The following is a 21,364-nucleotide window of genomic DNA, read 5'->3' on the forward strand; positions in this document are numbered from 1 at the left end:
CTTATTACGCTTGGGCGGACAGTCCCGCCAGCCAGGCCCGCCAGAAGCGGCGCGCGCCTTCCGGGTAGAGATGCAGCCAGGAACCGGCCACGGAGCCCAGACGGCAGCCTTCCGGCCCCAGAACCGCGCCCTTGCTGTCGCTCAGTTGCCAGAGCGGCGCGCAGCCGGCGGGCAGTTCCCTCCCCTCCAGACGGCCGTAGTGAAACTCATGGCCGCGCGCCCGCAAGGTCGTTGCCGTGCCGGACTGTCCGGGCGCGCAAGCGGCGGGCCAGCCGGGCAGGGCGCGGGCCGCGCGGTAGCCCAGGGCCGCCCGTTGCCCGCCCAGCAGGCAGGTCAGGGGCAGCAGACCGCTCATGGGATAGTCCCGCCCGTCCTGGCGCAGCGCGCGCATCAGATAGATGTATCCTCCGCACTCGCCGTAGATGGGCAGGCCCCGTTCCGCCAGGGTGCGCAGGGCCGCGCGCATGCTCGTATTGGCGGCCAGGGCTGAGGCGTGCAGTTCCGGATAGCCGCCGGGAAAATACAGGCCGTCGCATGCGGACGGCGGGGCGGCGTCCCTGAGCGGCGAAAAAAAACATAATTCCGCGCCCAGTTCCCGCAACAGAGCGGGCAGATCCGCATAGCAGAAGCTGAAGGCAACGTCCCAGGCCACGCCCAGCCTTGGCCGCCGTGCCGCCTTTCCGCTGCGGACGCGGGGCGCGAAAAAACGGACCGGCGGCGCGTCCGCGCGCGGGGGGCTGGCCGGAAGGCCGCTCTGGGGCGCGCCCAACGCCTGCAGCAGCGCCCGCACATCGCAGTGGGTCTCCAGCCAGGCGGCCAAGCTCTCATGATCCAGGCCGGGGAGACTTTCGCGCGCCTCTACAAGGCCCAGATGGCGGGATTTCAGTTGCGGCGCGCCGTCGCGCGGCAAAAGGCCCAGCAGGGGCACGCCCGTTTGCGCCGTCAGCGGTGCCAGGGCTTGGCGCAGAATTTCCTTGTGCTTTTCGCCGCCCACATGGGTACAGATCATGCCGACAAAGGCCGGGTGGCCCGCGTCGGCGGTCCAGGCCGGACGATGCCGCAGAAAGCCTTCGGCCAGGGCCGCCACGGACTGGCCCAGACCGTGGACGTTGAGCGCCAGCAGCACGGGCAGACCCAGCAGGACGGCCAGTTGGGCCGTGCTGCCCGCGCCCCCGGTCCCGCCGTCATAGAGGCCCATGGCCCCTTCCACCAGCAGCAGGTCCGCGTTGCGTCCGTCCGCGCCCGGCCCGTGCATGCGGGCAAAGACCCGCGCCAGACCTTGGGGGATGCGGCGTAACGGCCTTTTCCCACTGTCCGGCCGCGCCTCGCGGCACATCCAGACGTCCAGATTGGCGGCGGGCGCGCCTGTCAGCGCGGCGTGAAAGGCGGCGTCAATGAAATCCGGCCCGCTTTTGGCGGCCTGGACCCGCAGGCCTCTGGCCCGCAGGGCGCAGAGCAGGGCCAGGGTGGTGACGGTTTTTCCGGCGTTGCTGCCGGTGCCGCCCACAATAAGGCCGGGAATGCGGCTCGGCGTTGTCTGTGCCATGCGAAGATCCGGATGCCTGGGAAACCGGCGGCATTCAAGCCGTAGCTAACGGTGGCGGAGAGCCTCGGCAATAATAGCCGCATCCTCTTCCGGCCGGGCCTTGATGCCCAGCTCACTGTTGCCGCCGGAGCAGAGAAAGCCCTCCGGCCCCAGTTCCAGCACGCCGCCGGAGAGAATCTGGCCGTAGGGCAATTGCTCGCGCATGTCGCCGTGGTCCACCCGGCGCGGGAAAATGAAGGGCACCGCCTGACCGGAAAAGTCTTCCACAATCAGATATTTCATACGGCCTCCTGGCGTTGCTTGCGGGCGCGGGCCAAGACGGCCCGTTGCGGTATCTTAACGCCCGCCGCGCCGGTTCTGCAAATACTGGCGCACGGCGCGGTTGTGTTCCGTAAGCGTGGTGGAAAAAACGTGTTCGCCGCCGTCGGTTTTGGCTACGAAGTAGAGAAACTCATGGTTTTCCGGGTTGACGGCGGCGGCCAGAGCCGCTGTGCCGAAGGAGCAGATGGGCCCCGGCGGCAGGCCGGGCCGCTGATAGGTATTATAGAGATTGGCCGGATCGTCCAGATGCTTGCGGCGCAGATTGCCGTCAAAGGCCGGACCCAGGCCGTAAATCACCGTGGGGTCGGCCTGAAGCAGCATCTGCCGGGCCAGGCGGTTCCGATATACTCCGGCCACGCGGGGCCGTTCCGCGTCAATGGCGGTTTCTTTTTCCACCACCGAGGCCAGGATCACCCATTTTTTGAGGTCGTCGGTCTTGGGTTTGACCTTGCCGGGCCAGACGGCGGCGGTCCTGCGCCAGAAATTGTCCACCATGCGTCCCGCCACGGCGCGGGTCTGGGCTTTGAGTTGGGCGTCGTCCGGCGCGTCTGCCTTTTTGAGCAGATAGGTGTCCGGCATCAGAAAGCCTTCGGCCGTGGCAAAGGGGATGCCGTAATGGCGCAGGAAGTCCGGATCGGCAATCACGTCCCGGAAATCCGCGAAGCGGACCAGTCCGGCCTCTTCCAGCAGACGGCCGGTCTGCCACCAGGTCAGCCCTTCGGGCACGGTGATCCGGAAGAGCACGGGTTTGCCGTTGACCAGGGCGTCCAGCACCTGTTCGGGCGTCCAGCCGGTGTTCAGGGCGAAGCGCCCGGCCTGGAGGCGGTTTTCCCACTGCTTGTAGCGGGCCAGCAGACTGAACTTGCGGGCGTCGGTGATCAGGCCCTTTTCGGCCAGGGCGGCGGAAACCTGTCCCAGACGCGCGCCGGGCGTCACGTCAAAATAGATTTCGCGGCCCGGACTTTCGGGCGCGCTGTCCAGAAAGATCCGGGCTTCGTGCCACAGCCAGCCGCAGACCGCCAGAGCCAGCACAATCAGCAGGCCCACAATGCGCAGCAGGGTTTTCATGCCGGTCTCCGTTGCCCGGGCGGCAGGGCCAGAAAGGAAGCAAGGATACGCACCGCCGCCTGCTGGTCCAGGACGGCCTTGCGTTTGCGGGCCTTGAGACCGGCCTCGCGCAGATCGCTCCAGGCTTCTTCGGAACTCAGCAACTCGGGCATGTAAAAGACGGGCAGATCCAGCCGCCGTTTGAGCCGCCCAGTGATGTTGCGCACCTGCCGGGTGGTCAGGCTGTCCGTGCCGTCGTCCAGCAAGGGCAGGCCCATGACCACGGCCCCGGCGCCCTCCGCGGTGATTCCGGCAACCAGGGCCGCCAGAAACTCCTTGCGGTCCGCATAGTCCTCAAGACGCAGGGTTGTCAGGGGAAAGGCCAGCCGCCCTTCCGGGTCGGACACGGACAGGCCCGTGCGGGCCAGACCGTAATCGACGCCCACGTACTTCAAGCGTTTACAGCCCCATTTTTTCCCGGGCCAGCGCCATGGTGCTCATGGCAAAGGCGCGCGCCTTCTCGTTGCCCGCCGCGAGGATTTCCTCCACCGCGCCCGGACGGGCGTCCAGAGCGGCGCGCCGTTCGTGCAGGGGAGTCAGGAAGGCTTCAAGATTTTTGAGGAAAATCTTCTTGCAGTCCACACAGCCCAGTTGAGCCGAGGTACAGCCCCGGCGGATTTCGGCCTGTTCCTCCGGGCTGCTCAGCAGCACGTGATAGGGAAAGAGATTGCAGACGTCGGGATTGCCGGGATCGGATTTGCGCAGGCGGGCCTTGTCCGTGAACATGCCGCGCACCTTTTCTTGAATGCCCGCGAAGTCATCGGAGAGGAAGATGCCGTTGTTGTAGCTTTTGGACATCTTGCGTCCGTCCAGGCCCGGGCACTTGGCCGCCGGGGTGAGCATGGCCTGCGGTTCGGGGAAGAGGTCGCCGTAAAAATAGTTGAAGCGCCGCGCGATTTCACGGGTCAGCTCCATGTGCGGCAACTGGTCCTCGCCCACGGGCACGCCGTGTGGCCGGTACATGAGAATGTCGGCGGCCATCAGCACCGGGTAGCAGAGAAAGCCCGCGTTGCCCAGATCCTTGTTGCTGATCTGCTGTTGCTGCTCCTTATAGGTGGGATTGCGCTCCAGCCAGGAAACCGGCGTGATCATGGAGAGCAGCAGCGAAAGCTCGCCGTGCTCCTTGACCGCGGACTGGCGGAAAATGACGCATTTTTCCGGGTCCAGGCCCGCGCCCACCCAGTCCTTGACCATTTCGGCGATATTGTGGCGGATACGTGAGGGGTCCGCGTAATCGCTGGTCAGGGCGTGCCAGTCGGCCACGAAGAAATAGGCTTCCTCGCGGTCCTGGAGCTCCACCCAGTTCTTGAGCACCCCGAAATAATGGCCGAGATGCAGCGGCCCCGTGGGCCGCATGCCGGAAACAGTGCGCAGTTCTTTGCTCATAACTATCCTTGTCGGCTTACAATATGCCCAGAAGGGAGAACAGCCCCCTGGCGCTTCCGCTGACCAGCGGCCCCAGCACGTAGCCCAGGGCCCCGGTGAACAGCAGCAGTAAAAGAATGACAAAGCCGTAGCGCTCCATGCCCAGGTAGCGCCAGGCCGTGTTTCCCGGCAGAAAATAGGCCACAACCTTGCTGCCGTCCAGCGGCGGAATGGGCACGAGGTTGAGCCAGCCCAGGCCGAAATTGATCACCACGCCGGCCTGGAGCGAGGACAGGGCGAAAATGTAGAGATTGTGCTGCCGCCAGGCCTCAAAGGGGAAAAAGGCCAGGGTGAGGCTCAGGGCCACGCCGAAGACTATGGCCAGCAGAAAGTTGGTCAGCGGCCCGGCCAGGGCCACCAGCATCATGCCTTTGGCGGGATTGCGGAAATAACGCGGGTTCACGGGCACCGGCTTGGCCCAGCCGAAAACGAACGCGCCGGACAGGCTGGTCAGGCCGAAGACCAGCAGACCCATGGGGTCGATGTGCGGCAGGGGATTCAGGGTCAGGCGGCCCATGGCGCGGGCTGTGGGGTCGCCCTGCCGCGCGGCCACCCAGCCGTGGGCCACTTCGTGCAGGATGATGCCCAGCAGGGCGGGCACCAAGGCGATGGCCAGCGTATGGAGAGCTTGGGAGAAATCAAGATTAAACATGCTTGGCGGGTATCATGTTCGGGCCGGAATGTCGATATGGCGCGGCGGTCCGCTTTGGCGCGATGCGGCGTCAGTCGCCGTCTTTTGCGCCGGACCGGACGCGCCGTCGCGGCGGAAACCGGCCTGACGCTTTGCTGACGCTCTCCGCGCGATGTTTTGTCCACGAAGATTGTTCTCTTCAAAGGAGCGAGCCATGAAACTGTTTTTGTCCACGCAAGCGGCGCGGGAGCTGCTGGCGGCGTCGGCGCGGAGCGTTGCCCGGCAGACCCTGGACGTGATGCTGCCCCGTCTGCGTCCGGCGCCGCTGCTGGACCGTTTCGGGCGGGTGGAGGCCTTTGTCGGACAGTGGGCGCGTGAGCCGCGCAGCGTGGGGGCGGTCTGCCCCAGCGGCGCGCATCTGGCCCGGCGCATGGCCGCCATGCTGCCGCCGGGCGACGGCCTGGTGGTGGAACTGGGCGCGGGCACCGGCGCCGTGACCGGCGCGCTGCTGGCCTGCGTGCCCCCGGAACGCCTGCTTGTGCTGGAGCGTCTGCCCGCCTTCTGTCATCTGTTGCGGAGCCGCTTTCCCGATCTGAACGTCATCCGGGGGGACGCGGCCCGTCTTGCCGACTATCTGCCCGCGAACCGGCCCGTGGCGGCCATTGTTTCCTCCCTGCCACTGCTCAGTCTGCCCGCGCCGCTCCAGACGGCCATTGTGCAACAGATGCGCGCGGCCACGGCGCACGAGGGCTGCATCATCCAGTTCACCTACGCGCTCTGGGGCCGCTCGCCCCTGAGCCGCGCGGGTTGCCGTTGTGAAAAACGCGATCTGGTTCTGTGCAATCTGCCGCCCGCCAAGGTCGAGCGTTTCCGCAACGCATAACGCGCGGGTTCTCAGGCGTCGGGCAGGCGGTAAAAGTTCCGGCGGTCCAGGCTCAGGAACAGGCCGGGCCAGTTCTCCCCGGCCGGGCCCAGAGGAAAGGCGTAGAAACCGGCCGTCCGCCAGAGCTTGGTTTTGAAAGACAGCGGTTCGCCCGTCAGGCGCTCGCAAAACCCGATTTTCAGGCTGTCTTGCTCCAGAAGGCGCGTCAGCAGCCAGTTTTGGACGGGCAGGGGGGCAAGACGCCGCCGGTCCGGCGGATTGGGCCGCAAGACCGCAATGCTTTCGGGTAAAGGGCCGTCCGCGCGCAGCACCAGCCATGTGTCGGCAAAGGTGATGTTGGGACCGCCTTGGGCCCGGACGCGCCAGGCCGCGCTGACGCCGCGCTCCCGCAGGGCCGGAGGTACTGTCAGAACCGTGGGCGTGGCGGCGTTCCCCACATTGCGGACAGCGGTCAGGGGGTCCGGTCGGGCACTGCGCACGCCGCCCACGCCATACATCCAGGCCACCCAGAGATTGGGCCAGGCTTCGGCTTCGTCGGGCAGGGTTTCGCCCATGTGAATGGGAAAGACGGGCGCGGGCGGCAGTTCCTGCACCACAGCCTGCGGCAGAGCGGGATCAATGCGGCGTTTGCGCGCGTCGGGCCTGTAGATTTCGCCCAGCAGCCCGAACTTGGGCGCGTCGTCGGCTTTGGCTTCGGCCGCGCCCAGTGCCGCGAGATAGCCGTAACGCCGGCTCAGGGTTTCGGCCAGGATCATCATATTGCCGTTGACGGCATTGACGAAGGTCTGGCTCAGATTGCCGCTCAGACAGAATGCCCCCACCAGGGCCAGGAGCGGCAGCCAGGGCGGCAGACGGCGGATCAGATGCGGCGCCGGGTTCGCCGTCCCGAGCAGGGCGTGGAGCGCGAAACCGAAGGCGCAGGCGGCATACAGGCTCAGACCCGCAGGAAGTTTGTCCGAGGAACTGATGGTCACGTCGCTGAGAGCGTGCAGTATGGTGAGGCCGCCGGAAAGCAGCAGATAGGTCACTATGGCCGTGCCGGCCAGCCACAGCGCCTTCTTGCGGCCGCGAGCGGTTTTTCCCCCCGCGTCCGCCGGGCGGGCAAGCCGCAGAAAAACCACGAGAGCCAGCACGGCCCACGGCCAGAGCCCGTCGAAAAACCAGAAGGCGCTGCGCAGCCATTCGTCCCAAGCCGCGCAAAGCTGCTGCCATTGCACGTCCGGGCTGATGTGGCGCACCGCTTTGCGGTAAAAATTGCCCGGAGCCAGAAAAGAAAAAAGCAGCGCGCCCAGACACCAGGCTCCCACCTGCAGGAAATCCCGCAGGCGTCGCCCTGTGCCGACGGCCTGACTGTTTCCGGCCTCGCGGTCAGCGCGCCAGGCCAGGACGCAGGCCGCGCCCGCGCAGAGAGCCACGGCTGCGGCGGAATGCTCGTACACGCCCACGGCCAGCACGCCGGTCGCAATGGCCGCGCGCCGCGCGCGTTTTGTTTTGACGGCGTCCGCGTCGGCCTGCACGCGCCAGAGACGGCAGAGCGCCCAGAGAAAACAGAGTGCCAGCGTCGGTTGCAGGCCCATGGTCAGGGCGTCGGTGAGCATATAGAATGTTTGCAGATTCTGATGGCAGCAGAACAGGGCCAGTACGGCGAAGCAGCCGCAGAAGGCGGCGTCGCGGCGGGATATGCGCTCGCCGCCTCCGGTCTCGCGGGCCAGTCCGTAGACGGCCAGGCCGTACAGGGCCGCCACCGCCGCGCAGACCAGACCGTATGCCGGACGCAGCTCACCGGCCTTGCCCAGAAACACGGCCAGAAAGTGATAGGTATAGCGGCCGCTCCAGATCAGCCATTCGCGGCCGATCTCGTACAGGCCGCCGGGCAGATCAAAGAGAAACATGGCCCGGGTGACTTCGTCGAAATCATCCCCACGCGGAAAGAGAAAGCCGAAGGCATAAACAAAGGGAAGCAGCGGCGCGAGCAGCAGGAGCCAGCAGAACGGGCCGAAGCGGCTTCCGGCTCCGGATGACTGCGGGATGGGCCGCCCCATCCCGGTTAGACCTCAATGATGCGGATCTCGCCGCGCGTTTCATTGGCCTTTTTGCGGAAACTCTGCCGCCGGTCCTCGCCGTCCAACAGACCGGCCAGCCATTCGGCCACATGCAGCACGGGCCGCTTGTCGTGCATCTTGATCAGACTGCGGGCGATGCCGATCTTGCAGGAGGGGCAACCCACCACCACCGGGCCGTCGTAGCCGTTGTCAAAGGCTTTGCCCAGGCGTTCCTGCTTGCGCGAGCGCAGCAGGTTGTAGATCTGCGGCGAGGTCATGGCCCCCATGCCCGATTCGCCGCAGCAGCCGGGATTGAGGCTGACCTTGAGGCCGCTGAAGTCGCCCAGGGCCTTGACCAGCTGTTTCTGGCCCTTGATTTTGTGCACGTCGGCCCATTCGCAGTGGCAGGCTCCGTGGTAGACCAGCTCCCGGCCCCGGCCTTCCCCGGGCAGGATGGCCGTCTTGTCCAGCAGGGGCAGCGCCAGCTGGCTCACATCCCGGCGCTGCAGGTCCGGGAACTGCTCTTCCAGCCGCAGGCGTTCCAGGCCGTCCCGGCAGGAGCCGCAGGCTGAAACCAGGTATTTGCAGTCAAAGCCCTGCTTGGCCAGATTACGCAGCATGGAGGCCAGATACTGGCGGTTCTGGGCCAGGTTGTCCTCAAAGGCCGTATCCATGCCCGCGGCCAGCAAGGGATAGCCGCAGCAAAGGTGCCGGGGCGGCACGGCCACGGCGAAACCGGCCTTGAGCAGCAGCATGATGGAGGAAATGCCGATGCGGTCGTAGAAGAGCGCGCCGCCGCAGCCCGGAAAGTACAGCACGCAGGGCATGCCCGGTGCGGGTTCGGCCGGGGCGAAAACCGAACCCCGGTGCAGCTTGAGGGCTTCGTACAGGTTGGTGTAGCCCATCTTGGGCCCGCGCCCGGAAAAGAGCGGGCTCTGCATGCGCCGTTTCCAGACTTCCGGCACAAAGCCCAGGAATTTGTTCTGCATTTTCTGGCCCAGGGAGGCCATCTTGGCCGCCTTGGGCGCGCGGTGGGGAATGTCGCGCGCCAGCCACTCCAGGGCGCGGCCCTTGATGGGATGCCCGCCCGCGCCCTCGTGCTCCAGCAGGGCGCGCAGGGTCAGCGCCACCTCGCCGGAGGGGATCTTCACCGGGCAGTTGGCCATGCAGCGGCCGCAGGCCGTGCAGTGTTCCACCAGATCGCGCAGCCATTTGAGCAGGCGCTCGTCGATGCGGCCCTTGTTGACCTGGGAATAATAGACCGCCTCCAGCAGCATGCCCAGCACCATGTTTTTATTGCGCGGGTGGTACTGCATGGAGCGCTCGGGATAGCACATGGAGCAGACCTGCTTGCACTTGCCGCAGCGGGTGCAGATCTGGATGGCCGTGAGCAGGCTGATCAGCTTTTCCTTGTCCGGCAGGCCGCTTTCGCGGATGTCGCCGATGAGCCGGTTGAAGGAAAAGGTGAAGGGCCGCACCGGCAGCTCGCGGTGCACCAGCTTGGCGGGATTCATGACGTCGCGGGGGTCCACGCGCTCCTTGAAGGCGCGCAGGGCGTCCATCTTGTCCTTGCCGAAAAAGGCGATCTTGGTGATGCCGATGCCGTGCTCGCCCGAGACTTCGCCGCCCATTTCCTGGCATTCGGCCATGACCCTGGCGGCGGTTTCCTCGGCCTCTTCCAGCATGTGGGCGTCGTTGGAGTTCACCGGGATGTTCACGTGGCAGTTGCCGTCGCCCGCGTGCATATGGCTGGCCACCACAATGCGGCCCGCCTCCATGTAGTCGCGGATTTTGCCGATCTTTTTGGCCAGATGGGGGTATTTTTCCGCCAGTTGCTTCAGGAATGCCTCGGCCCGCGCGCCCATTTCGCTGTCCGAGACGTCCGTGGCCGGCACGTCGCCGGACGCGGCCTTGGAGGCCTGGGAGAACTCGCGGTTGAAGTCCTTGTCCTCCATGGGAAAGCCGGGCAGGCGGCCCACTTCCTGCAGCGCGAAGCGGTAGGACGCCGCGGTGCACTCCAGATTGAGCTGCTCCAGAAAGAGCGCGAAATCCGGGATGCGCTCCATGGGAATGACCACGTCCTCGTTGAGCTTGAAACCCGAGGTGCGCTTGGCGATGGCCGAAAGGCGGTGGCGGTCCTCCCAGAAGCGTTCGGCCTCCTTGTCGTCCGCGGCAACGATGATGTCCACGTTGTCCTGCTGTTCCACCACGCTGACGATGTCGCCCACGCATTTGTCCAGCAGATAGGGATCGTCGCCGTCGGCCTGGAGGATGATCACGGAAATGGGCAGGCCCTCGTATTTTTCGGACTTGCGTTTGTATTCGATGGCCTGGACGTACTTGGCGTTAAATTCTTCCAGGGCCGAAAGGTGGGCATAGTCGCCCTCCTGGCGGATGCGGTTGCGCAGGGCCACCAGTTCGCGCACCACCACGGCCGCCGGGTGCATGGAGCGGCCGAAGAATTCCAGGACCATGACCCGCTTGTGCTGCGGCTTTTTGTGGATGATGAAGCAGGCCTCGGTGATGATGCCGTCCACGCCTTCCTTCTGCATGCCGGGCAGGCCGCCCAGGGCCTTGTTGGTCACGTCCTTGCCCAGGCCGGGCAGGCGGATCTCGTCGCCGCGCAGATGGACCACGTTGCGCACGCCGCCGCTGACGTCCTTGACCACAAAGACGGCGGTTTCGTCGGGCAGGATCTTGTGGCGGGGATGGTTTTCGCGCTCCACAGTAATGATCTCGCCCGTGGGCGTGACCATGCGCCACCAGAGCAGATTGTCCAGGGTGGTGCCGTACTCAAAGGCGCTGGGGCCGCCCGCGTTTTCCGAGACGTTGCCGCCGATGGACGAGGCCTGCTTGGAGGCCGGGTCCACGGTAAAGAGCGCGCCTGCCGCGTCCACCGCGTTGATCACTTCCTGGGTGATGGCCCCGGCCCGGCAGGTGACGGTCATCTCCTCCAGGTCAATGGGTCCGATGCGGGTCAGGCGGGTCAGGCTGACGATGAGGGTGCGCTTGCGCGCGGGCACGGCCCCGCCGGTCATGCCCGAACCGCCGCCGCGCGGGATCAGCGCGAATTTCATGTCATTGGCCAGCTTGACCAGTTCGGCCACCTGCTCGGTGGTATCCGGCTCCACCACCAGCAGGGGCAGCTCCATGCGCAGGTCCGTGGCGTCGGTGGCCGTCTCCACCAGGGCCGAGGGCTCGGTGAGAATACACTCCTCGGGCAGGACGCGGCGCAGGGCGTCGATGAGTCTGCCCCGGAATTCGGCCTCCGCCTCGTAGGCGGACCAGAACATGGTGATGCCCTCGCCGATGGCCGTGGCGTAATAGTGGGCCAGGGCCACGGACTCCCGCTCAAAGCTCTCGCGCACGCTGCCGCGCACGGTGTCGGCGTCGATAAAGGGATTGTAAGCCACCAGGAAGAGCTCCTCGGCGATGGCGATGGCCAGATTGCGCACGGATTCGGGCCATTCCGCGAAATCGTCGATATTGATCTTCAGGATGCGGTTCACCACATAGTCGGGTGAAATGGAAATATGCGGACCCTTATGGGGCATGATCATCTACCTCAATAGCTGTGAATGGCTGGCGCAAGGTACGCGGGCTCGTGGAGGAAGCTCTTTTTCTACGTTGTCCGGGCGCGGATGGCAAGCGCGGTGGAGAGACGGGCGGCGGGGGCTTTATCCCCGGCTGCGAGGCGCCTTGTCCGGCGGGTGCGGTGATTGACGCCGAAACGCCTCGTATCCGTCTTTGACATTTGCGGCCGTCCGGCTATCTTCGTGCCTGTCCGTAACCATGCCTGAATAGCGCCGCACGGCGCGCAATACAGAGGTTTTATGCTGATTCACAAACTCCAGCCGCTCACCGATGTGCTCGACTGGCTGCACCATTTCTGGGAACGTCCGTCCACGCAGCGGCGCATCGCCTTGTTTTTACTGTGGTTTTACCTGCTTGCCCTGACGGGCGTGGAACTGAAGCGCATGGGCCTGTATCCGCTCTGGCTGCCCCAGCCTCCGGACAGCCATTTTTACGCCATCCATATGGCCTTCACCCTGATCCTGGCCATGGAGGTGATGAGCCTGATTTTCGTGATCCCCTCGTCCCTGTCCCAATCCATGGGCAAGCAGTTCGAGATTCTCACCCTGATCCTGCTGCGCAACGCCTTCAAGGAGCTGGCCGCCCTGCCGGAGCCGGTGCACATCGGCTTCGACAATATTCAGGCTGTGGTGGAAATCGGCGTGTCCGGGGCCGGGGCATTGTGCGTCTTTCTCTGTCTGGGCCTGTACCGGCGCATCGCGCGGCGGCAGCGTTTCATTCAAAGCCCGGACATGCGTATGCGCTATGTTATGAGCAAAAAGCTGCTGGCCCTGAGTCTGTTCGTGATTTTTTTCAGCTTCGGCGTGTATGATCTGGTGATCCATCTGCAAACCGGCAAGGAACAGCACTTTTTTGAAACCATCTATACCGTGCTGATTTTCGCGGACATCGCCATGGTGCTCATCGCCCAGCGGTACATGCCCTGCTACCACGCGGTGTTCCGCAACTCCGGCTTTGTCATCGGCACCTTGCTCATGCGGCTTTCACTGTCGGCCCCGCCGCTCTGGAGTCCGGTCATCGGCCTGTTCGCCGCGCTCTTCGTCCTGGCGCTGACCTGGGGCACCAACCTTTTCAGTCCCCATCTGGAGCCGGAAGAAAAAGGCGGCGGAAACTGAACGTGAACACGCGCCCGCCGCGTTCCCCGCATCGCTGAACAGCGCGAAGCCCCTCCGCATTCCACTGGAGGGGCTTCGTTTTGCCAAAAAAACGCTCCCCGGCGGAAACGGCGGGGAGCGGCGAAAAATCGCGGGAAAGCGGCGGCGCTAGGCGTTGGCGGCCTTGAGCATTTCCTCCACCATGGACAGGGTGGGGGTGGCTCCGGCTTCTAGGCCGCAAAGGCCGCGCACGGCCAGCATGAGCATGTCGAACTGGAGGGCCATTTCGGTCACGCCGTTGTCAATGATGCAATTGTCGCCGCGCACCGACAGGCGGTAGGCGTGACGGCTGCGTTCCTGGCCGCTGGAACGCACGATGTAATACACCTGTTCGTTGTTGTCCGTCACATAGAGCTTCTGGCGGGTGAGCATGCCGTGCTCCTCGTCATACCAGGAGCACTCTGAAAAAAGGCGGCCGCGAAACTGAAAATCGCTGCCGTTGTCGTGTTTCAGACAGATTTCTTCCATATTCTTCTGCACGTTCACTCCTTCCTCCGCGTGCTCTTGCCGGACGGAGACCGGGACACTGGCGGGTGTTGCTGGAGGCAAGCTAGCATTGCAGGCAAAGCCTTGTCAATAATCGCAGCAACCAAACAGCAAAATCGCATGCGTTGGGCTGTTACATTTTTTCAATATATTGAAATAACATATAAAAATAGCGATCCATATCTAGAAATAGTCTTGCGGTTCATCTAAAAAACTCATGAATAAGCCTGGATTCAGCGCCATGGCCTCACGCTGCGCCGAAAGCAGCCGGCAGGGCCACGCCCGCGCCGCTGGCCCCATTGCGCCGAAAGCCGATTCCGGACCGCTGGGCGCGGCGCTGTTTTTCGCATTGCGGTTTTAAAGCATCACCTTTGAAGTCCTGCTTTAATTGTCTGAAAAGCAAGAGCTGGCGCGCTGTCTCAGCTTGTTGCGTTTTCTTGGGACGGGTTCTGAGGCGTGCCGTCGGCCTGTTTGCCGGCAAAACGCGCATAGCAGCGGGCCACGGGCGAGGCGGGATCCATGCCCGCCAGAAAGGAACCGCTGGGCCGGACAGGCCGGAGGGTCGGCTGGGCGTCGGACTGCTCTCCACGTGACGTTTCTTCCGTCGGGGAAGGAGGAGCGGCCGTGTTCAACACGTTTTTGCCCAGCACCAGCGTAACTTTCACGCTGGTGAAAAAGGGGTTTTCCATAAAGGCGTTAACCCGCTCCAGGATTTCACCGCTCATCAGGTGCAACTCCTGCATGAGCATGGCGTCTTCCGCGCCGATCAGCAGCATATCCTTATGATGCCCCAAGGGCAGAGCCAGGGGGGCCAGCTCCGGGCCCATGACCTGCTCCCAGTTTTGCCAGAGCAGGCTCAGGCGGGCGCGCTCCGCCCCGCCGCCCAGGGCGGCCAGCAGGGCGGCCAGCAGATCTCCGGCCAACGCGGGGCCGCCGCCTTTGCGCCGTGGACGCGGCCCGCGCCGCGTCAGGTTCCGCATGGGGCGTTGTGTCTGGGGCTGCTGTTTCATTCCGGCTCACCTGTCGCTGCCAAGACTTGCTTGACTATATCCGGATAGACGGATATTAGTATCAAATTAAGTTGATTTATCCGTAAAAAAAGGCGCTTCATGGCATTGCTGCATTTCAAGGCTCTTTCTGATGAGACCCGGCTGCGGCTTGTGCACATTTTGCTGCATTACGAGCTCTCGGTCAACGAACTGGTGCACATTCTGGGCATGGGGCAGTCGCGGGTTTCCCGGCATCTGAAAATTCTGACCGAAGCCGGGCTGCTGACCTCGCGCCGTGACGGTCTGTGGGTGTTTTACGCCGCGCCGCGCGCCGGTGAGGAGCGCGACTTTCTGCGCGCGGTCATGCCCTTTGTGCCCGCCGACGCGGTCATGCGCGCGGATCTGGGTATGGCGGCGCAGATTCTGGAAGAGCGCGCCCGCAAAACCCGCCAGTTTTTCAATGCCATCGCCGAGGATTGGGACGAACTCAACCGCGAGGTGCTCGGCGCGTTTGACCTGCCGGAGGCGGTCTGCGCCGCCGTGCCCGAGGGCTGCGGCACGGCTGTGGACCTGGGCTGCGGCACGGGTGCGGTGCTCGGCCGCCTGCTGCCCCTGGCGCGCGGGGTCATCGGTGTGGACGGCTCGGCCCGTATGCTGGAACTCTGCCGCCGCCGTTTCAGTCAGGAAGATCTGGCCGGTGGCCGGGTTTCCCTGCGCATCGGCGAGCTCAGTCATCTGCCCTTGCGCGATCATGAGGCGGACTTCGCCTGCATCAATCTCGTGCTGCACCATTTGTCCGCGCCGGAGGAAGGTCTGCGCGAGATCAGCCGGATCATGGCCCCCGGCGGGCGTTTGTTTGTGGCGGATTTCCTGCGCCACAACGACGAGACCATGCGCAGCCGCTATGGCGACCGCTGGCTGGGCTTTGAGGAAAACGAACTGGCGGCGGGCCTGGAGCAGGCCGGTTTCGCCATTCTGAACAGCGCGCGGCAACCCGTGGGCCGGGGGCTTGCGCTGCTGCTGATGGAGGCCGCGGCCCGGTAGGGCATTGCGTCGGCCATACGCCAAAAACTTCCAAGGAGAAGAGTTAAGATGACCAAAGCACTGGATTTGAGCCTGCCCCATAAAGTGGCGGACATGAGCCTGGCCGATTTCGGCAAAAAGGAAATGCAGCTTTCCGAGCGGGAAATGCCCGGCCTCATGGAATGCATCAGAAAATACGGCCCGCAGAAACCCCTCAAAGGCCTCAAAGTCATGGGCTCCCTGCACATGACCATCCAGACGGCCATGCTGATCAAAACCCTGCACGCCCTGGGCGCGGACATCCGCTGGGCCTCGTGCAACATCTTCTCCACCCAGGACCATGCGGCGGCGGCCATTGCCGAACTGGGGCTGGCCAAGGTCTTCGCCTGGAAGGGCGAAACCCTTGAAGACTACTGGTGGTGCACGGAAATGGCCCTGACCTGGCCCGACGGTTCCGGCCCGGATCTTATCGTGGACGACGGCGGCGACGCCACCCTGCTCATCCACAAGGGCGTGGAGGCCGAAAATGATCCCTCCATCCTGGCGCAGAAGACCGACAACAAGGAATTTCAGTGCGTGCTGGACCGCTTGGCCCTGCGCCTCAAGGAAGACCCGCAGCACTGGCACAAGGTGACGGCCGGCATGAAGGGCGTTTCCGAGGAAACCACCACCGGCGTGCACCGCCTCTATCAGCTGGAAAAGGAAGGCAAACTGCTCTTCCCGGCCATCAACGTCAACGACTCGGTGACCAAGTCCAAGTTCGACAATCTTTACGGCTGCCGCGAGTCCCTGGCCGACGGCATCAAGCGCGCCACGGACATCATGGTGGCGGGCAAGGTGGTGGTGATCTGCGGCTACGGCGACGTGGGCAAGGGCTGCGCCCAGTCCATGCGCGGCTTCGGAGCGCGCGTGCTGGTGACCGAGATCGACCCCATCTGTGCGCTTCAGGCCGCCATGGAAGGCTATGAGGTGACCACCGTGGAAGACGCCCTGCCCCTGGGCGACATCTACGTGACCTGCACCGGCAATTATCACGTGATTACCGGCGCGCACATGGAAGGCATGAAGGACGAGGCCATTGTCTGCAATATCGGCCACTTCGACAATGAAATCGATATGAACTACCTGGAGAACACGCCCGGCGTGAGCAAGCTGAACATCAAGCCCCAGGTGGACAAGTGGACCCTCAAGTCCGGCCGCAGCATTCTGATCCTGGCCGAAGGCCGCCTGGTCAACCTGGGCTGCGCCACGGGTCACGCCAGCTTTGTCATGTCCAACAGCTTCACCAACCAGACCCTGGCCCAGATCAAGCTGGCCGCCGAAAAGCTGGAAAACAGGGTCTATACCCTGCCCAAGGAACTGGACGAGGAAGTGGCCCGCCTGCATCTGGGCCGCCTGGGCGCCAAGCTGACCAAGCTCACCCCGGAACAGGCCGACTATATCGGCGTGAAGGTGGAAGGCCCGTACAAGGGCGAGATGTACAGGTATTGATTTTCGTCTGACGGCGGAAGGCATCAGGCCCGGCAGGCGTGCACTTCACGTTTGCCGGGCTGTTTTATCAAGGAGATCTGAAAATGTATTTTGAGGAAAAAGGCGCGGAAAATACCGGGCAGTGCGTGGATCTGGCCGTAAAGGCAGCGGTGGAAAGAAACATCCGGCATATCGTCGTGGCCAGCGGCAGCGGCGACACGGCAAAGCTTTTTGCGGGCGCCAGTACGGCGCAGGTGGTCTGCGTGACCAACGCCTACGGCTTCAAGGAGCCGGGCAAGACGAAAATGACGGACGCGGCCAGGGACGAGCTGGAGCGCGCGGGCATCCGGGTGCTGACCACCACCCACGTGCTCAGCGGCGCTGAGCGGGGCATCAGCAGAAAGCACGGCGGCATAAGCCCGGTGGAGCTTATGGCTGAAACCCTGCGCATGCTGGGTCAGGGCGTCAAAGTCTGTGTGGAGATCGCGGTCATGGCGCTGGATGCGGGCCTGATCCCCCACGGCGAGGAAATCATCGTGGTGGCGGGCAGCGGCAGAGGGGCGGACACCGCCGTCATCATGCATCCGGCGCACGCCAACAATATTCTGGAGACGAAGATCAACGAGATCCTCTGCAAGCCAAGGAATTTTTAGCAAATTCCGCACGTAAAGGGCTTGCGCACGGGGCGGTCGCGTCAGACCGGAAATATATCTGGCCTGGCGTGGCCGCTCGCGCATCTTACCATTTGTTGTCATGGATCCGGGCTGCCTCAAAGCGATCCTGGGGCGACGGGCTTTGGGCCGGATGGCCCAGGACCACCAAGGCGAAAGGCACGATGCCCTCGGGCGTGGCGCAGATTTCCGCCACCTTGCTGATGCGCTCCTCCTCCGGGTAGATGCCGGTCCAGACCGCGCCCAGGCCCAAAGCGTGCGCGGCCAGCAGGATGTTCATGGTGCAATTGCTCATATCCAGGGGCCAGTAGCCTTTGAGCCGGGCTTTGGACAAATCCGCGCAGACCACAATGCCCAACGGCGCTTTGGCAGCGAAATGCACATAGGCGTGCACCTGAGCCAGGCTGGCCAGCCTGGCCTTGTCCGTAACCACAACGAATTGCCAGGGGCGTTCGTTGCCAGCGCTGGGGGCCTGCATACCAGCGGCCAGCATCCGGCGCACCAGTTCCCCGGACACTGGCGCGTCCGTGAAGCTGCGCACGCTGCGCCTGGTCATCAGGCAGTTCAGGGCTGCGTTGCTGCCGGATTGCCCGGCCTCTGAAGCGGTTGGGGGGGCCGTGCCCGGCCCGGCGGCGCGGGCGGGTGCGTCCGTCAAGGCCAGTCCCACCGGAACAGCCAGCAGGCCGGCCAGAACAAGGCGGCGATTTTCCAAACTGTTTGCGGACATCTTGCTTCTCCTCGTCGGAAAGTCCTGCCGTCACAGGGACGGTTGAGACGTATGCCTTTCACGGAGGCCGGATCAAGTGTCCGGCCTATTCCCTCAGTCTTTTTTTCGCGGCAGTTCAATGCCGGGAAAGGTCTTGATCACCGCCGCGTCGGCTTCGCGGCCCAGACCGCGCGCCTGGGCGGCCACGAACTGCTGCAGCGCGGCGGCGGCCAGAGGCGCGGGCATGGCCTGCTCGCGCGTGGTCTCGCTGACGATGCCCAGATCCTTGACGAAGATATCCACGGCGCTCAGGGGCGTGTAGTCGCCGCTGACCACATGTTTCATGCGGGTTTCAAACATCCAGGAATTGGCCGCCGCGCTGGTGATGACCTTGTAGACATCCCCGGCGTCCAGGCCCATGCGCAGGCCCAGGGCCATGGCCTCGGCGGCCGCGGCGATATGCGTGCCCGCCAGGAGCTGGTTGACCACCTTCATGGCCGAACCCTTGCCCGCCTCGTCCCCCAGGCGGTGGACCACGGCCGCCACGGCCTTCAGGCCGGTTTCGGCCCTGGCGAAGGCCTCGGGCGAGCCGGAGGCCATGATGCTCAGCTTTCCGGCGGCGGACTGGGCCGGGCCGCCGGAAACCGGCGCGTCCAGATAAAGCAGGCCCAGTTCGGCCAGACGCCGCTCCATGTCCACGGCAAAGGCGGGCTTGACCGTGACGCAGTTGACCACCAGGTCTCCCGCCTGCATGGCCCTGGCCGCTCCGCCCTGGCCGAAGAGCACATCTTCCGCCTGGGCGGCGTTGACCACGGCCAGAAAGAGCACATCCGCGCGGGCGGCGGCTTCCGCCGGGTTGTGGGTGGTCTGCCCGCCGTTTGCGGCAAAAGTTTCCAGAGGCCTGGGGCCGCGATTGCAGCCGATGGTTTTCAGGCCCGCGCGCAGCAGGGATTGGGCCATACCCAGGCCGATAGCCCCCAGACCGATGACCGCGTATGTCCGTTGCGGCATAGTATCCTCCTTTACATATGGAAAAAAGAACCCGTCCGTTCAGCCTGTTCAGCAACGGCCCGGAACCACGCCCCAGGCGCGGAACCAGCCCAGCCCGTCTACGGTTTTGCCCGCCGGGTTGTACTCGCAGCCCACCACGCCCTGATAGCCGAGTTCATCCAGCAGAGCCAGCAAATACGGATAATTGAGTTCACCCTGATCCGGCTCGTGCCGGTCCGGCGCGCCCGCCAGCTGGCAGTGCCCGATGAGCGGGAAAAAGCGCCGCAGCCGTCCCGAGACGTTGCCCTGCTCCATCTGACAGTGGAAAAAGTCGAATTGCAGGCGCAGGTTGGGCAGGCCCAGCCTCTCGATATACGCGGCGGCCTGTTCCTGGGTGCGCAAAAAATATTCCGGCATGCTGAACTGGTTGATGGGCTCCAGACAGAGTTCCAGCCCTTCATCGGCCAGGCGCTGGGCGGCCCGCAGGACGTTGTCCAGATAGGTTCGTTCTAGGCGTGCGGCGTCGGCGTCCGTGGGGCGGTTGCCCGCCATGAGGTGCACACGCGGGCAGCGCAAGGCCTTTGCGTAAAGCACGGCCCGCTCCAGAGCGGCATCGAATTCCTTTTCCCGGCCGGGCAGGCAGGCCAGGCCGCGTTCCCCGGCCTCCCAGTCGCCGGGCGGCAGGTTGAACAGGGCCTGCGTGAGGCCGTTGCGCTCCAGAGCGCGGGCCAGATCCTCGGGTGCGAATTCATAGGGAAAAAGATACTCCACCCAGTGGAAGCCCTGATCCGCCGCCGCGCTGAAGCGGTCGAGGAAGGGCAGTTCCGTGAACATCATGGTCAGATTGGCGGCAAAACGGGGCATGGCGGACCTCCTTGTGTCCGGGACGGATTGGCGGGATCGGGCTCCGGGCGGGAAAACAGGCGGGCCTGATGCGCGGGTACGTTCTCATGTGGCTCCAGGCCGCTGTTCCGCGGCATCTTTCCGGACATATCTGGCTGGTGAGGTTCCCAGCGCCTTTTTGAACATCGTGATAAAGGCCGTAACGGATTCGTATCCAAGATCCCAGGCGGTCTGTTGCACGCTGGCGCCGTCCGACAGCTTCTGGATGGCCATAACCAGAAGAAGCTGCTGCCGCCAGCGCCCGAAGGACAAGCCTGTCTCCCTGACCACAAGCCGCGCCAGGGAGCGGCGGCTCATGCCGATATGTCCGGCCCAACCGGAAAGGTCTTTCCGCTCTGCCGGCGCATCAATAATGTTCTCCGCGATAGACTGCAAGCGTGCGTCTGAAGACACCGGCAGGCGCAGGCCCGTTACGGGCATGTGGGACAATTCGGTGAGAAGCACCTGGATAAGGCGCTCGCTATGGTCCGTCGGCGCGGCTTCCGGCGCGAATGCGGCGACACGCTGAACTAATTCGCGGACCAGCGGCGTGATTGACAATGTGCAACATGTTGAAGGCAGTTGAATACGTTCCTGCCGGATAAGGAGCAGGCAGACGCTGGAGCGTGCTGTTATCCGGTTGCAGTGCGGCGTATGCGGCGGGACCCAGACCGCGCACTGCGGTGGAACCAGCCAGAGATCTCCAAAAACCCTGCATGCCGCGCTCCCCCGCAGTGTAAGCAGCAGCTGCCCGACGGCATGCTGATGCGTGGGCAAGGCATTTTCGTCCCGGACGAAATCCACCTTTTTTGCTGTGACCGGCACATCGAGCCGGTCAGGAGGGAAAACCGTCAGCAATTCCCGCAAGGACATTTATGGCCTCATTTAGATATTTTTTGGCATAATACCCAAATTCAATCAAAGAGGAAAGATGGCATAGTCCAGCCCGGATTCAACATTTCCGGACCGACAGTTTAAATTCAATATTGAGGTTGCCATGAATTCCAGAAAGTCGCCCAGGGCAAAAAAACAAATCATGCTTGCCGTGGGCATTTTATGCATCGCCACGTGCTTGCGGGCTCCTTTTACGAGTATCGGCCCGCTGTTGGAAATAGTGCGGGAATCTCTTCACCTCAGCACAGCGGCGGCGGGCCTTGTCAATGCCCTGCCGCTGCTGGCCTTCGCGGCAATATCCCCGGCCGCGCCGTCCGTAAGCAGGAGGCTTGGGCTGGAACCGGCATTGGGCATGGCGCTCGTGCTGGTAGGCGGCGGAGTCCTTCTGCGATCTTTGGGCCACATCTGGAGCTTGTATCTAGGTGTAATGTTCCAATAGGTTGTTCACCCTGCCTCAAGCCGGTAAAGCTGGAGTTGACAGACAACAGTAAACCGAGCCGAGGACAGGGTGAACAGCCATAAGAATGCCAAATTGACTGCACGCGGTCGA

Annotated in this window: 20 protein-coding genes; 6 read left to right on the plus strand and 14 right to left on the minus strand. The window is 64.0% G+C overall.

Translation table 11 applies throughout. From position 1 onward, the window contains the following. Positions 1-4: 4 nt before the first annotated feature. Genes FYJ44_RS11070 through FYJ44_RS11095 form a run of 6 tightly spaced genes read right to left on the minus strand, consistent with a single transcriptional unit; the run spans position 5 to position 5,051 of the window. A complete protein-coding gene (locus FYJ44_RS11070) occupies positions 5-1,546 on the minus strand; it encodes a cobyrinic acid a,c-diamide synthase CobB (protein ID WP_154512070.1) in 1,542 nt (513 codons plus the stop codon). Between the two features lie 45 nt (positions 1,547-1,591). Continuing rightward, positions 1,592-1,828: a hypothetical protein gene (locus FYJ44_RS11075; protein WP_154512072.1), complete on the minus strand. Its 237-nt coding sequence runs from the start codon at positions 1,826-1,828 to the stop codon at positions 1,592-1,594. Between the two features lie 54 nt (positions 1,829-1,882). Beyond that, positions 1,883-2,935, minus strand: coding sequence for an endolytic transglycosylase MltG (gene mltG, locus FYJ44_RS11080; protein WP_154512074.1), 1,053 nt, complete (start codon positions 2,933-2,935; stop codon positions 1,883-1,885). Beyond that, a complete protein-coding gene (ruvX, locus tag FYJ44_RS11085) occupies positions 2,932-3,369 on the minus strand; it encodes a Holliday junction resolvase RuvX (protein ID WP_154512076.1) in 438 nt (145 codons plus the stop codon). The genes mltG and ruvX overlap by 4 nt, the downstream gene beginning before the upstream one ends. A gap of 4 nt (positions 3,370-3,373) precedes the next feature. Next, positions 3,374-4,360 (minus strand): tryptophan--tRNA ligase, encoded by a 987-nt coding sequence (trpS, locus tag FYJ44_RS11090; RefSeq protein WP_154512078.1) that lies wholly within the window; start codon positions 4,358-4,360, stop codon positions 3,374-3,376. A 16-nt stretch (positions 4,361-4,376) separates the two neighbouring features. Beyond that, positions 4,377-5,051, minus strand: coding sequence for a site-2 protease family protein (locus FYJ44_RS11095; protein WP_154512080.1), 675 nt, complete (start codon positions 5,049-5,051; stop codon positions 4,377-4,379). Between the two features lie 193 nt (positions 5,052-5,244). Between FYJ44_RS11095 and FYJ44_RS11100 the strand changes: the two genes are divergently transcribed. Continuing rightward, complete coding sequence (locus FYJ44_RS11100) at positions 5,245-5,913, plus strand: class I SAM-dependent methyltransferase (RefSeq protein ID WP_229772674.1); 669 nt, start codon at positions 5,245-5,247, stop codon at positions 5,911-5,913. A gap of 11 nt (positions 5,914-5,924) precedes the next feature. Here FYJ44_RS11100 and FYJ44_RS11105 read toward each other — a convergent pair whose 3' ends face one another. Together FYJ44_RS11105 and FYJ44_RS11110 are read right to left on the minus strand one after the other, a co-directional pair. Then, the gene (locus FYJ44_RS11105) at positions 5,925-7,955 is read right to left on the minus strand and encodes a hypothetical protein (RefSeq protein WP_154512082.1); all 2,031 of its coding nucleotides are present in this window, start codon (positions 7,953-7,955) and stop codon (positions 5,925-5,927) included. Between the two features lie 5 nt (positions 7,956-7,960). Beyond that, positions 7,961-11,509, minus strand: a complete 3,549-nt coding sequence (locus tag FYJ44_RS11110; RefSeq protein ID WP_154512084.1) for an FAD-binding and (Fe-S)-binding domain-containing protein — start codon at positions 11,507-11,509, stop codon at positions 7,961-7,963. Between the two features lie 279 nt (positions 11,510-11,788). On the opposite strand from FYJ44_RS11110, the gene FYJ44_RS11115 reads away from it, so the two are divergent. Beyond that, on the plus strand, positions 11,789-12,664 hold the full coding sequence (locus FYJ44_RS11115) for a hypothetical protein (protein ID WP_154512086.1): 876 nt from the start codon (positions 11,789-11,791) through the stop codon (positions 12,662-12,664). Between the two features lie 147 nt (positions 12,665-12,811). Here FYJ44_RS11115 and FYJ44_RS11120 read toward each other — a convergent pair whose 3' ends face one another. Together FYJ44_RS11120 and FYJ44_RS11125 are read right to left on the minus strand one after the other, a co-directional pair. Next, positions 12,812-13,183 (minus strand): hypothetical protein, encoded by a 372-nt coding sequence (locus tag FYJ44_RS11120; protein ID WP_287702270.1) that lies wholly within the window; start codon positions 13,181-13,183, stop codon positions 12,812-12,814. 425 nt (positions 13,184-13,608) lie between these two features. Then, a complete protein-coding gene (locus tag FYJ44_RS11125; protein WP_154512088.1) occupies positions 13,609-14,199 on the minus strand; it encodes a DciA family protein in 591 nt (196 codons plus the stop codon). A gap of 99 nt (positions 14,200-14,298) precedes the next feature. On the opposite strand from FYJ44_RS11125, the gene FYJ44_RS11130 reads away from it, so the two are divergent. From FYJ44_RS11130 to FYJ44_RS11140, 3 genes are all read left to right on the plus strand, one after another. Next, the gene (locus FYJ44_RS11130; protein ID WP_154512090.1) at positions 14,299-15,222 is read left to right on the plus strand and encodes an ArsR/SmtB family transcription factor; all 924 of its coding nucleotides are present in this window, start codon (positions 14,299-14,301) and stop codon (positions 15,220-15,222) included. A 48-nt stretch (positions 15,223-15,270) separates the two neighbouring features. Beyond that, positions 15,271-16,692, plus strand: a complete 1,422-nt coding sequence (gene ahcY, locus FYJ44_RS11135) for an adenosylhomocysteinase (protein WP_154512092.1) — start codon at positions 15,271-15,273, stop codon at positions 16,690-16,692. Between the two features lie 83 nt (positions 16,693-16,775). Then, positions 16,776-17,324: a pyruvate kinase alpha/beta domain-containing protein gene (locus tag FYJ44_RS11140; RefSeq protein WP_154512094.1), complete on the plus strand. Its 549-nt coding sequence runs from the start codon at positions 16,776-16,778 to the stop codon at positions 17,322-17,324. A gap of 85 nt (positions 17,325-17,409) precedes the next feature. On the opposite strand, the gene FYJ44_RS11145 is transcribed toward FYJ44_RS11140, so the two are convergent. The 4 genes from FYJ44_RS11145 to FYJ44_RS11160 all read right to left on the minus strand — a co-directional run bounded on the left by FYJ44_RS11145 (position 17,410) and on the right by FYJ44_RS11160 (position 20,793). Beyond that, positions 17,410-18,069 (minus strand): nitroreductase family protein, encoded by a 660-nt coding sequence (locus tag FYJ44_RS11145; RefSeq protein ID WP_308578936.1) that lies wholly within the window; start codon positions 18,067-18,069, stop codon positions 17,410-17,412. A gap of 93 nt (positions 18,070-18,162) precedes the next feature. Then, positions 18,163-19,059, minus strand: a complete 897-nt coding sequence (gene ltnD, locus FYJ44_RS11150) for an L-threonate dehydrogenase (RefSeq protein ID WP_154512096.1) — start codon at positions 19,057-19,059, stop codon at positions 18,163-18,165. Between the two features lie 48 nt (positions 19,060-19,107). Beyond that, entirely contained in the window at positions 19,108-19,902 is a 795-nt protein-coding gene (otnI, locus tag FYJ44_RS11155; RefSeq protein ID WP_154512098.1) for a 2-oxo-tetronate isomerase, read from the minus strand. Between the two features lie 84 nt (positions 19,903-19,986). Then, a complete protein-coding gene (locus FYJ44_RS11160) occupies positions 19,987-20,793 on the minus strand; it encodes an AraC family transcriptional regulator (protein ID WP_154512100.1) in 807 nt (268 codons plus the stop codon). Positions 20,794-20,917: 124 nt separating this feature from the next. Here FYJ44_RS11160 and FYJ44_RS11165 point away from each other — a divergent pair, with 124 nt between their 5' ends. Then, complete coding sequence (locus FYJ44_RS11165) at positions 20,918-21,253, plus strand: MFS transporter (RefSeq protein WP_195841018.1); 336 nt, start codon at positions 20,918-20,920, stop codon at positions 21,251-21,253. The last annotated feature ends 111 nt before the right edge of the window (positions 21,254-21,364 follow it).

This window comes from Desulfovibrio porci (genome assembly GCF_009696265.1).
GTDB lineage: Bacteria > Desulfobacterota > Desulfovibrionia > Desulfovibrionales > Desulfovibrionaceae > Desulfovibrio > Desulfovibrio porci.